Annotated in this window: 9 protein-coding genes; all 9 read right to left on the bottom strand. The window is 38.6% G+C overall.

The features are described from left to right. Window positions 1-36: 36 nt before the first annotated feature. The gene (locus IGI38_RS00520; protein WP_438725538.1) at window positions 37-1,260 is read right to left on the bottom strand and encodes an MFS transporter; all 1,224 of its coding nucleotides are present in this window, start codon (window positions 1,258-1,260) and stop codon (window positions 37-39) included. Between the two features lie 111 nt (window positions 1,261-1,371). Further along, on the bottom strand, window positions 1,372-2,514 hold the full coding sequence (locus IGI38_RS00515; RefSeq protein ID WP_438730217.1) for a glycoside hydrolase family 3 protein: 1,143 nt from the start codon (window positions 2,512-2,514) through the stop codon (window positions 1,372-1,374). Between the two features lie 231 nt (window positions 2,515-2,745). Continuing rightward, window positions 2,746-3,450, bottom strand: coding sequence for a helix-turn-helix domain-containing protein (locus IGI38_RS00510; protein WP_438725537.1), 705 nt, complete (start codon window positions 3,448-3,450; stop codon window positions 2,746-2,748). A 170-nt stretch (window positions 3,451-3,620) separates the two neighbouring features. Continuing rightward, window positions 3,621-4,232, bottom strand: coding sequence for a hypothetical protein (locus IGI38_RS00505; RefSeq protein WP_438725536.1), 612 nt, complete (start codon window positions 4,230-4,232; stop codon window positions 3,621-3,623). Window positions 4,233-4,336: 104 nt separating this feature from the next. Next, the gene (gene trhO, locus IGI38_RS00500) at window positions 4,337-5,278 is read right to left on the bottom strand and encodes an oxygen-dependent tRNA uridine(34) hydroxylase TrhO (RefSeq protein ID WP_438725535.1); all 942 of its coding nucleotides are present in this window, start codon (window positions 5,276-5,278) and stop codon (window positions 4,337-4,339) included. 198 nt (window positions 5,279-5,476) lie between these two features. Then, complete coding sequence (locus IGI38_RS00495) at window positions 5,477-5,776, bottom strand: DUF2089 family protein (protein ID WP_438725534.1); 300 nt, start codon at window positions 5,774-5,776, stop codon at window positions 5,477-5,479. Between the two features lie 74 nt (window positions 5,777-5,850). Further along, window positions 5,851-11,127 (bottom strand): Spy0128 family protein, encoded by a 5,277-nt coding sequence (locus tag IGI38_RS00490; protein ID WP_438725533.1) that lies wholly within the window; start codon window positions 11,125-11,127, stop codon window positions 5,851-5,853. Next, window positions 11,128-11,472 carry a hypothetical protein gene (locus tag IGI38_RS00485; RefSeq protein WP_438725532.1) on the bottom strand — a complete coding sequence of 115 codons (345 nt, stop codon included), beginning with the start codon at window positions 11,470-11,472 and terminating at the stop codon, window positions 11,128-11,130. Next, window positions 11,465-12,880 carry a helix-turn-helix domain-containing protein gene (locus IGI38_RS00480; RefSeq protein ID WP_438725531.1) on the bottom strand — a complete coding sequence of 472 codons (1,416 nt, stop codon included), beginning with the start codon at window positions 12,878-12,880 and terminating at the stop codon, window positions 11,465-11,467. The genes IGI38_RS00485 and IGI38_RS00480 overlap by 8 nt, the downstream gene beginning before the upstream one ends. Window positions 12,881-12,904 lie beyond the last annotated feature (24 nt).

Below are 12,904 nucleotides of genomic sequence, written 5' to 3'. Positions count from 1 at the left end.
TATAAACTGTCTAAAAATTATTATAAGATAAAAATTTTAACCCGCTTTTGCTTTTTCCTTTGCTCGACGATAAAACACTAAACACAATAGACTAAAGATCAATGTCAAAATACCCGAAATCAAAAACCATTTCGCGATCCCGAATTTTTCGGACAAAGGTCCCGCCAACAGTAAACCAATCGGCATCGCTCCTGACATCACACTGCCGAACAATGAAAAGACGCGACCCAGTTTTTCTGGGGCAACAGTTTCTTGTAAGTAAGAGGTGAATGGAATATTGTATAAATTCCCAACCCCGCCCATCAAAATACAGAAAAAGACAAAAAGCCAATACCCTGTTAAATTCGCTGGCACTAACCCACTGCCGATAAACGTGATTGCCAAACCGACATTCGCTAACTGTGCGGCCAATAATTTTTCCCGCCACTCCTTCTTCATCCCAATCAAGAAGGCACTGATCATCATTCCGACAGCATAAGAAAATTCCACCACACTCGCAAACCATGCGGATAATTCAAAATGCACATTCGTCATCAACGGGAATAAAATCCCCAGAGGTAGATAAAAAATCATAATAAAGAAAGAAAAGACCATGATGATCAACATCGGAGGATCTTCCTTAAATACCTTAAACCCATCCTTCAACTCTTCCAAGTAATGCTGGTTAGTCGCTTCACTGCGGGGAATCTCCGGAACTTCAACAATCCATAAAGCCAAACAGGCCGCTAACGCACCGATCAAATCCGTCAAAAGGATCACCCATAACGGCATTGCCGCAAACATCACGGCACCCAACACCGGCCCTAGCATGAAAGCCCCGGATTGTAAAAATTGATTCCAGCTGTTCGCTTTGACCAATTCTTCCTCCGGTACCAGCAAGGGAACGATTGCTTGGATCGAAGGGGTATGAAACACATTTGCCAGCGACCGTAAAAACAAAGCCGCAATCACTACTAAGTAACCAGGATTTCCAAATAAAAACCAGATCGATAAGGCTAGTGCGACCAGCCCCATAAAAAGATCCGCAAAAATCACTACATATTTTCGGTTCAGCCGATCTAGCCAAACACCGACAAAAGGTCCTAAAAACAGTTGCGGTAAATAAGCGGATAATCCGGCTAAGGACAACATAATCGCTGATTTAGATTCATTGGTCAGCCACCAAATCAAAGCAAACTGAACGGCGGAACTCCCAATTAAAGAGACCGTCTGTCCAGATAAAATCGTTAAATATTTTTTTCTCCATTGTTGTTTTTCCATAATTGCTCCTTCGTTTGTCGTTCGAACAAACAAGAAGTTCGTCAAACGTTCATTATTTGGCGATTCGTTCAGTTCTCAAACGCATAGATGCGCACATAAAAATACCTCCCTTTACTTGATCAATCCCAATTCGACTTTCCATGTTAACAGTCGTTCCACGGATTGATCCAATTGCTGCTCGCTGTACTCCCCTTTTTTAATGGCTTCCAATATAAATGGAATCTGAGTACTATAGCTTGAAGACAAAATCATATCATTCCCTGCTTGCAAGGACTGCAACCCCGCCTCTTCTTGAGAAATGAAATCGGCTAATCCTGCCATATCCATATCATCTGTCATAATCACACCTGTAAATCCCAATTCACTGCGAATCACATCATGAACAGGCTTCGAGATTGATGCCGGTCGGTCGCCGTCAATCGCCTGAACAATATTGTGTGAAACCATAATGCTGTCAGCCCCAGCTTTTATTCCAGCTTCGAAAGGCAAGAAATCATTTTTCCGCAATTCCTCGATCGGTCGATTATCCGTCACAATCTCGACATGCGAATCTCGATTGTTTCCATAACCAGGAAAATGCTTTAGTGTGGAACCTAATTTTTGCTTTTTCATTTCTTCAACACTCAGTTTAACATAATGGCTCGTTCCAGCCGCATCCATTCCGATTGTCCGATCATAGATAAACGATTCTGGATCTGTCGAAACATCCGCATCTGGGGACATCCCTAATTGAATCCCCAGCTCACCAAAAACCTGCGCCTTGCGATCAATATCATTGGTGATTGCCTCCCAGCCGTTCTTTTGATATAAAGCTTGAGGACTCTCGAAAGCTGGTGAAACAATTTGATTTCTGCTTAAACGGCTGACGGTGCCGCCTTCTTCATCCGAGCCAATGAACATTGGTATCTTACTGGCCTCTTGATAGCTTTCGATCGCCTGTTTAACCTCGGCTTGGCCTTTGCCATCCATGTCGCGGTCAAAAAGTAAATAACCGCCCAAATGGTAGTTTTGAATATCAACCACTTGATTCTGCTCCGGCACACGCGCCATAAATAATTGACCAACTTTTTCTTCTATTGTCATTGATTGAATTGTTTGATCGACTTTTTCTTTCACAGTCATTTCCTCATTTTTCGATTCCGTCGTTTGTTCCGTTGCTTTTGTTGATTCACTTGATCGTACTGACTCACTCGTTGCAGAAGAGTCCTTGGTGGAATTCCCACAGGCCGCTAAAATAAAAACTGCGGAAAACATGAACAAGCTCGTTAAAAAAATTCTTTTCACTTTATTGTACCCCTTATTTGAAATAATCGATTAATCTCTCGTCAAAAATATGATTTGGCTCAACTAGCGTCTCTCCTTGGGCTAAATTTTCCTCCTAGTGAACTTGCTTCATTTTAGCATAGCTTGCAAAAAGAACGCATCGTTTCGAATTTTCACAAAAAAAAATTGAGAAAAGCGTAATAGCTTTTCTCAACATTAAACTTATCTATTTTGAACAGCAACATCTTTGCGAACACGATACCCTTTGCCCCAAATCGTTTGAATGATTTCTTGATCTACTTCAAGGATTTCCAGCTTCAGCTTGATGTTTTTAACTAATGAAGAAAGCTGAGCCAAACGTGATTGAGAAACATTGCCCCATAGCGTCATACATAATTCATCCCGGGAGATGATCTCACCTGGGCAACTTCGTAATTTTTCCAAAACCTGCAATTCAAGCGAAGATAAGTTGATCAATGTCATTGCTGAAAGACCTGAATCTTCTTCCACAGTAGGACATTCCTCTGCTTCAACCGGTTCAAATGATCGACCGTGATATTGTGTAGCCACTTCCGCCAACTGCTCTCGCAGTACTTCAACTGAATCACTATTTTGAACGGCACCGCTTAATCCAAGATCTTTTAAGAATACTCGCTCATCTTCACTAAGGTGATGATCGACTTCTCTTAGAATACTCTGACCACGACCCTTTAATTTCGGCAACATCAATTCCATTTCATAGCTTGAAACGGTTTCCCCAATGATGATGATTGGAAAATGATTGATTAAATCTGAAACATGCTCATTCATTTGAATATCATCTAGAATACTAGTAGAGCAAAAAACTTCATAATTTAAATGTTGTAATTTATTTGTTATAACTTCTTCCGCTAAAATATTTTTAGTTAAAACTAATACTCGAACCATTTACTCGCCCTCGATTTCTACTCTATAATCATTATGATTAGAATATAACTTAAATTTAAGCAAATAAAAGGTCTTTTTTTAGATGATACTAAATAAAATTATGAACATTCCTAATTTTTTTCGATTTTTTAGATTCTGAATAAAGAAAAACCGTGATTTATTATCACGGTTTAAGCTGTTACCTTATGCAATTCTTTTTCTTGTTTAATGGCTTTCTCAAAAATCGGCAGGTTGAATTGTTTGTACAACGCACCTGCGACGAAGTAAGCAATATTGAAATCGACTAAACTATGAATTAATCCGCCAACGCCCATTAAAATGAAGACTGTATATAGGTAGCCTTGTGAATAGAATGTATCCGGCATATTCCCCATAAAGTAAAAGGCCGATACAACGATCATCTCAGCCGCAGCATGGATAATTCCAATGATTAAATTAAACACTTGGAAACGACCATTTGCCAAAGTGAATTTCCCATTTTTCAGCACCAGCTCTGGATGCTTTTGTAAATAGCTTGCTCCAATCAATGCAAAAATCAGATGAGAAAAAGCTCGTAATGCAATAATCGGCGTTGTCGAAATGAAGAATCCGAAGGTCGTTCCTAAAACTACCGCAAGAGCAACTACTGGTGAAAAGAACATCGCGATAAATACAGGAACATGACTTGCTAAAGTAAATGATGCTGGTCCAATCACGATTTTAGGCATCACCATTGGGATTAAAATTCCCAATCCGATCAATAATGCCGAGATTGTTAGGTTTCTAACAGAATGATTTTTCATTTTATCCTCCTTGATGTGTCAAGACACTTAATTCATTGTTTAGTTTAGTTCAAAACTTCTTAGGTGTCAAGACAGTAGAGGTGGTAATTTTATGAAAAGTTTCGCTATTTTTCAATCAAAGCAACACGTTCATTCCATTCTTCTGCAGTCAACTGATGCTTTTTCACATAACGATTATTGCGATGCATAGCACAAGAAACAGAACAAGCACCTAAATATTTTTCTTCGTTTTCTTCAGAAACCAACATTTGACGATTACATTCCGGATTGCTGCAATTGATATAACGCTCGCAAGGCGTTCCGTCGAACCACTCTTTACCGATAACCTCTTTATCGATTTGATTGATTTCTACACTGATGCGTTCATCAAAGACATACATTTTGCCGTCCCATAGTTCCCCGCGGGTCGTCTCGTCTTTACCATATGCTGCAATGCCGCCGTGTAGTTGAGCAACATCATCGAAGCCTTCACGCAATAGCCAGCCCGAAAATTTTTCACAACGTATGCCGCCGGTACAATAGGTCACGATTTTTTTATCCATGAATGCTTCCTTATTCTCACGAATCCAAGCGGGTAATTCCCGAAAGTTATGAATCTCTGGACGAATCGCTCCGCGAAAATGCCCAAGATCATATTCGTAATCGTTTCGAGCATCGATAACAACCGTATCTTCAGCTAATAGTGCTTCACGAAAGGCTTTTGGTTCTAAATAGTTTCCTGTCAATTGTTTCGGATCAATGTCTTCTTCTAAGTTCAGCGCGACCAGCTCTGTGCGTGGACGGACAAATAATTTTTTGAAGGCATGGCCTTCACTTTCATCCAGCTTAAAATAAGTATCTTTAAAGCGTTCGTCCGCCAGCATGACTTCCATATAACGATCAGTAGCTTCCTTCGTTCCAGAAAGTGTTCCATTGATCCCCTCGGGCGCAACTAAAATGCGGCCCATGATGCCCAATTCACGACAAAAAGCTCGGTGTTCTTTGGCAAAGGCTTCTGGGTCCTCTATTTTTGTATAATTGTAGTAAAGTAATACGCGATAATCCATGATGATTCCTCCTGTTTCTTTATCCTTTACTACTATAGGAGATGGGAACCGTTTTTTCGAACTTGATGCTTGTGGAATGATTTACAAGAAAAAAATCACTGCATTTAAATAAAAGCAAAAAACAGTATCCGTATCCATCTCCCATATAAAACGGGAAATGACTACGGATACTGTTGTCTCAAGCATGGATCTTTTCTTCTATTTAATCAAACAATTTAAGGATTTGTTGTATTCGGAAACAACCGTTTGTGCAACTTCTTGGTTGATTTTTCCTTCTTTTTCCAACTCATTCATTAAAAGAACGATCGAATCGTTTTCTTTTCGTTCGCTGATCCGAACTTTTTGGATTAATTTATCAATTTTTTTCCGAATCGTTGGGTAGCTGATGGAATAGATATCAGCTAAATCCTTGATGGAACCTGAAGTAAGTATAAAATTTTTAACAAATTCCAACTCTTCTTCGTTAAAATCCGAAATCCATTGTGGGTTTTTTCCCATGAAAAACCCTCCCTTTATCTACTACTCGTTTTTTGTTTTTTAAACAAACCCTAACACTTTTCTTTTCCCTATACTTAATCAGCTTTGCGGACGTTATATCTTCTATATGCGATAAGCAGTACCACAAGTAACACAGCTATTCCAATATATAAGAAACTTGATCGAACCTCACTACCCGTACTCGGTAAAAGACCCGTTTTACTAGTATTTCCTGAACCATTAGAAGAACCATTAACGAACGAGTTATTTGAATGATTACCATTCGATGGTAATGGATCATTTTCTTTCACTAATTCAATCACTTTGGATTCTTTTTCAACAATTTCAAAGCTTACAGGTTTTTCATCAATTTTATAGCCGTCTGGTGCTTTTGTTTCTATGAACTGATATTTTCCTGGTTCCAAATCATTCAAATAAACTAACCCATTTTCATCAGTAGTAAGCTTCTCATGAATAACTTTTCCTGAATCGGTTTGCAATTTGAATTCTGCTTTGGCTAACGCTTTTTTATTGCTGCTGTCGGCCTTTTTAAGGAAAATACCTTGTGTTTGTTTCTTGTTTTCTTTAACCAGCTCTTTTTTAACAGTGTCTTCTTTAGTGATGACAAATTTGATTGGTGTTTTATCAATCACATATCCAGTAGGAGCTTTGGTCTCAACAACTTGATAATTCCCAGCTTTCAAGTTGGAAATAGTCACCTCACCCTTTTCATTGGTGACGATTTTTTCAAAGCCTTCAATGACTTCGCCGGCTTCGTTCTGCAATTCAAACTCTGCACCAGCAAGTGTCTGACCCGTTTTATCGTCTGTCTTTTTCAAGGTTACTTCGCCATTATCAGGCTCATTATACGTATTCTCAAATTTAACAGATTCTGGGTATACAGCTGTTGCTTCTAATTGTCCACCTGCATCTTTAACCGTTACAGTCGCTTTGTACTCTGATTTATCGTAGTTGATCGTACTATTGCTTCCTGCTTTTTCGCGAATAGTATATTCATAAACACCCGCTTTGTCATAAGAAATGGCATCAAAGTAAATATTGCCGGACACATCGTTACTCTTCGTATCAAGAACTTTTCCTTGATCATCTACTAATTCAAACTCGAACTCACCTGCTTGTAGTTTACGACCTGTCAATGTCTTCGTTGCCTCCAACACTGCGCTGCCCGCTGCTGGCGTGTACGTATTTTCAAAGTTTACGGTTCCCGAGTAAACAACTGTCGCTTCTAATTTCCCGCCATTGTCCTTCACGGTCACTGTTGCGGTATAGTTTGCTTTATCATAACTAATTGTACTGTTACTTCCTGCTTTTTCACGAATGGTGTATTCGTAAGTACCTGCTTTGTCGTAAGGAATAGCATCAAAGTAAATATTGCCCGTCGCATCATTACTCTTCGTATCAATTACTTTTCCTTGGTCATCTACTAATTCAAACTCGAACTCACCTGCTTGTAAGTCACGACCAGTTAGTGTTTTCGTTGCTTCCAACACTGCACTGCCCGCTGCTGGTGTGTACGTGTTTTCAAAGTTTACGATTCCGGAGTAAACAACTGTCGCTTCTAATTTCCCGCCATTGTCCTTCACGGTCACTGTTGCGGTATAGTTTGCTTTATCATAACTAATTGTGCTGTTACTTCCTGCTTTTTCACGGATGGTGTATTCATAAACACCCGCTTTGTCATAAGAAATCGCATCGAAGTAAATATTGCCTGATACGTCATTACTCTTCGTATCAAGAACTTTCCCTTGATCATCTACTAATTCAAATTCGAACTCACCTGCTTGTAAGTCACGACCAGTTAGTGTTTTCGTTGCCTCCAACACTGCGCTGCCCGCTGCTGGTGTGTACGTGTTTTCGAAGTTCACGGTTCCAGAGTAAACAACTGTCGCTTCTAATTTTCCGCTGTTGTCTTTTACAGTCACTGTCGCTTTGTACTCTGATTTGTCATAATCAATCGTATTATTATTTCCAGCTTTTTCACGGATGGTATATTCATAAACACCCGCTTTGTCATAAGAAATCGCATCAAAATAGACATTCCCTGACACATCGTTACTTTTCGTATCAATTACTTTTCCTTGATCATCTACTAATTCAAACTCGAACTCACCTGCTTGTAAGTCACGACCCGTTAGTGTTTTTGTTGCTTCCAACACTGCACTACCCGCTGCTGGTGTGTACGTGTTTTCGAAGTTCACGGTTCCAGAGTAAACAACTGTCGCTTCTAATTTTCCGCCATTGTCTTTTACCGTCACTGTCGCTTTGTACTCTGATTTGTCATAATCAATCGTGCTATTACTTCCTGCTTTTTCACGGATGGTATATTCATAAACACTCGCTTTGTCATAAGAAATCGCATCGAAGTAAATATTGCCTGATACGTCATTACTCTTCGTATCAAGAACTTTCCCTTGATCATCTACTAATTCAAATTCGAACTCACCTGCTTGTAAGTCACGACCAGTTAGTGTTTTCGTTGCCTCCAACACTGCGCTGCCCGCTGCTGGTGTGTACGTGTTTTCGAAGTTCACGGTTCCAGAGTAAACAACTGTCGCTTCTAATTTTCCACCATTGTCTTTTACCGTTACTGTCGCTGTATACTCTGATTTGTCATAATCAATCGTGCTGTTACTTCCAGCTTTTTCGCGAATAGTATATTCATAAACACCCGCTTTGTCATAAGAAATGGCATCAAAGTAAATATTGCCTGACACGTCGTTACTCTTCGTATCAAGAACTTTTCCTTGATCATCAACTAATTCAAACTCGAATTCACCTGCTTGTAGTTCACGACCTGTCAATGTCTTCGTTGCCTCTAACACTGCACTACCCGCTGCTGGCGTGTACGTATTTTCAAAGTTTACGGTTCCCGAGTAAACAACTGTCGCTTCTAATTTCCCGCCTGTGTTTTTCACTGTTACAGTTGCCGTGTATTCAGTTTTGTCATAGTCGATGGTACTTTCGTTCCCTGCTTTTTCACGGATCTTATACGTATACGTGCCTTCTTGATCATAGGTAATCTCATCGAAAGTCACATCGCCTGAGCTATCATTAGTTTTCGTATCAATGACTTTTCCTTGATCATCAACCAACTCAAATTCAAACTCATCGGCCTGTAAATCACGACCCGTTAGCGTTTTAGTCGCTTCTAGCTGATGCTTCACAGTCATCTTCTTGTTAAGAATCGTAAATTGGAAACCTGCTGTATCTGTCGCTTTTATTTCAAAAACGCCATCAGAAGTCAGACCTGTTTGATTCTCAATGATCATTTTAGGATCATAATTTTCTAATCCTGAAATTTCTTTGATCTTATATTTTCCAATCGCCAAGTTTTCAAATTTTACTTTTCCTTGAGTATCTGTTGTTAAACGAGCAACTTCTGTTCCTTCAACATCTCCGTCGTATTTTACAACTGAAAAGACAACATTAGACAGATTATCTTTAGTATCTTGATCTTTTTTGATGATTTCAACAGTTCCCTTAGGAATAGTTCCAGTACCGCCGCCAGTTATGTCTTGGAAATTGACATTAGTAGCTTCAGCGTCGATATTGCGATCACCGTCAAAGTCGAGGTTGGCTTTATTATCAAATGTTGCTTGTCCTAAATGATCGTCATCAACTTTCGTCACGATATTCACTAGAAACCCTACGCTCCCTGTATCCTGACTAGCATCAAATAATTTATCTAATGCTTTTAACGTGTTTTCTTTGTTCGCTGATGGCAATGTTGTGTTTGCATCATAGGCATTACTAATTTTTTGAATAGCATCGGCCTTAGATTGACTTAAGCTCAAACTATTACCTTTGTCACCTGCTGTTGTTACTGGGAAAGTTCCCATGTTCATGATTACTTTTTGCTTCCCAGAACTATCTGTGAAGACAGTATAGGTACCAGGTGAGCATGTTTGGATGTAATCATAACTGTCTTGATACGTACTCTTTGGTGACACTTGAGTCGTATTTACAGTCAAAGCATAAACTTGACGTGCGTATAATTTTGATGCATCCGAAGCATCGGCCAATAAAACAGGGATTTGAATACTTAACGATGTGAATTCTAATCCTTCTGCTAATTCATCGACCATAATCGCGTTTTCGTATCGATTTTGTAAGGTCTGACCTTTATAAGCTCGCATCAAGTCTGTATAGTTTGTGTCGATTCCCCAGCTCAAGGCATTTTCATTTTCTCTTTGTTTTCCTTCTTTGCTGAAATCTTGATACGTTCCTGGGCCTACTTCATTTAACACCGGATCACCAATCTCAAAGTTCGGCAACGTAATTGAACCAATCTCAACTTTTTCCTGCTCACTCTTTGTTTCATTTAACGAACCTTGGAAAGTAAAATGACCATTTGTAATAGAAGCAATATTATTTTGATTGATCGTATCGTTGAACTCTACACGAATTTTCGAATGATCACCCACCGTAATTAATTGATAATCACCAATCGTATATGAATTTCCATCAACTGTAATACTCAAAGCAATTTTAGCCGTCGGAGCAAATTTGAAGATAGACGGCAGATCGATTTCAACATAATCGCCATTCGCAATCGATAGAGAATTCAATATCTCCCAATCAATTTTCAATCGAATGAAATCTCCGACGTTTGTTTTATCTCCAGGCTGAATTTCCACCCATCCGCCTGGTGCAGTACTAGAAGCTTTCTCAAGCTTTAATCCTGTCACATCAAAATTACTAACAACAGCTCTTGCTGCTTTCTTCGCTGCTTTTTCTTTCGTTGATTCCGTCGTCTTACTCTCTTTTGTATCATCTGCTGCTTCAGTGCTGTTGACTACTTTGGCTGATTCCTCTGTTTCAGATTGCTCGCCTTCATAGTATAGAAGCGGTGATACATTTTCTGCAAAATGAACCGACTCTTCTTCAACATCCGCAGTTTTTGTTTTTGCGACAAGTTCTAAATCACCTTCAGAAAACCTCACTGTTTCAGAATCCGGTAATTTATCCTCTTCTTGCGTGTCATAATTCTTGTTTAACGTAAGCTTAAGCTGATTCTCTTCAACCTGATAGCTTCCTTGACCGTCTTCCAGATCACCACTTACATTTTGGAAAGCAAGATTTTCTGGCAGCTGATAAGATAGAAGCGTTCCATCCTCGATTGCGCCTTCTTCACTTTGCTCCCAATGGATCTTGGCTGTGACATCTGCACCGGCAGCCACCCGATTTTCATCAGTGACCTCATCACCGTCTGTATTCATCAATGTCGCTTCACTTATTTTAATTCCCATTGCTTGTGTCGTTTCTGCAAACACCTGCATCGGTAGAATATTCAACAACATCCCTACCAACACAATGACTGTATTAACCTTGCTTACTAATTGCTTCTTCACTTATTTATCCCCCTTAACAAAATGAGTACCAAAAAGAATTGAGCCGCTCATTCTGGAAAGGTATAGCGGCAATACTATTGAATCCTCCCCTTCTGGTAAATAGATGTCCTCTTCTAAAGTCATTATCTTGTCCTCAATATTCTTAAATTTTTTTCTGACCTCTTTTTCACTGTGATTCGAGATTACTAAAGTATTATTTGTCGTTTCCGCACTGAAATATTGAACTGATTTTTCTGAAGGATAGCTCTGTTCTTTGTACAGTTCATAATTTTCCACCCAGAAAGTACTTGTCGGAAAGAAGAATATCGTTGGAAAAAGCCAATATTTCCATTTTCTTTTATCCATGATTCCCTCCCCTTACGGTTAACAAGAGCGTCCCCAGCTCACCCCAATCATCGGGTGTAGGAGGGCGCTTCCAAATCATCTGTTCACAAGATAATCCTTCTATTGCAAAATCAGAGAGATATATTTGCGTTCTAGAGCTTAATTTTTCCTCATAAACAATATGCATACTTCGTAACGTTAACAACATCGAACAAATGTATTCGTTGTAGCTTGTTCCATGAGAAAAATCGATATAAACAAAAATCGGCTCTTCTAGTTTTTCGATTGGAATTTTTGTGATCAAAAAGAATAAGTAATCATAATAAAGCTTGTTCTTCTCTTGCGAATTCACAAATAATTTATTGTCCAAACCATCAATAAAACTTCGAACTAAATATTCAAATTTGGGATTTATTTCTTGAAAGTATTTAAGTTGAATCTTTGAAATAAATGTTGTCTCTCTAAAATGATAGGTTAACCATTTTCGGTTAATCATGAGCAAACCATCAAAAATTGTCTGCGAATTCTCTAAGTCCAGATAATCAAAATTAAAATCACACAATAATTTCTGTAAAAAATTTTGTGTATTTCTTATAGCAAATTGATCAACCTCTTCAAGTAAAAAATCATCCACGAATTGTTGACTGATATCCTCCAAACTCAAAAATAAAAAGAAGTAAGAAACTTCTTTATCACAAATCTGCTTATCAAGCGAAAAATGCGTTTGGATCATTCTAACTAGATAATCCTTGAAGGAATCATTTTTGACCGATACATACTCATTGCTGATCATGTGTCCTTGAGTCAGTCTAGTTAACCAAATATTGATAAAAAAATTCAATTTGTGTTCCTTCGTTTTTGAAATCGAAATATTTTGATAACTCACTAAATAATGAATAATTTTTGAGGTGATTTCCTTACATTTCTCAGGAAACGGGTTGCTGATTCCATTGAAGACATCATAGTAAAAACCAAAAAGAAAACTTCTTAAATGAAACTCTGAGCCGATAATCTGATTTTTAGATAACTTAAATCCTTCTTCTTTCAATAAGCTCTTAAGATATTTTTGATATTTATATGCCAGCGAACGACTGATGTGCAGCTTCTCAAGCTGCGCCTCGACACCCACTTCTTGCGTAATGAAATTATGAAATATCAAATAGTAGGGACTTTTTTTTAGGAAGTGAAGCTGCATTTTCTTTAACACTAAATTGGTTACACCCTTTAGATTCACTTCTCCTGTCGGCTCTACTTCGATACAAGCATTCGGCTCTATCATCGTAATTTCGATCTGCAATGCTTGGATATGTTTTTCTACTTTATACTTTGAAATCTCTAACAAATCACACAGTTGATCAATTGAACAATATGTTGACTTTTTTATCTCAAGCATTTGTAAAATATAGAGCTGATATCGTTCTTCTTCCATGAGTAAATCGCTTGTTATCATGAT

Origin of the sequence: Enterococcus sp. AZ128, from assembly GCF_051714485.1 — a bacterium.
Taxonomy (GTDB): Bacteria; Bacillota; Bacilli; order Lactobacillales; family Enterococcaceae; genus Enterococcus_A.
Note: the sequence above shows the minus strand (reverse complement) of the source record. Positions and strands in the feature narration are given on the sequence as shown.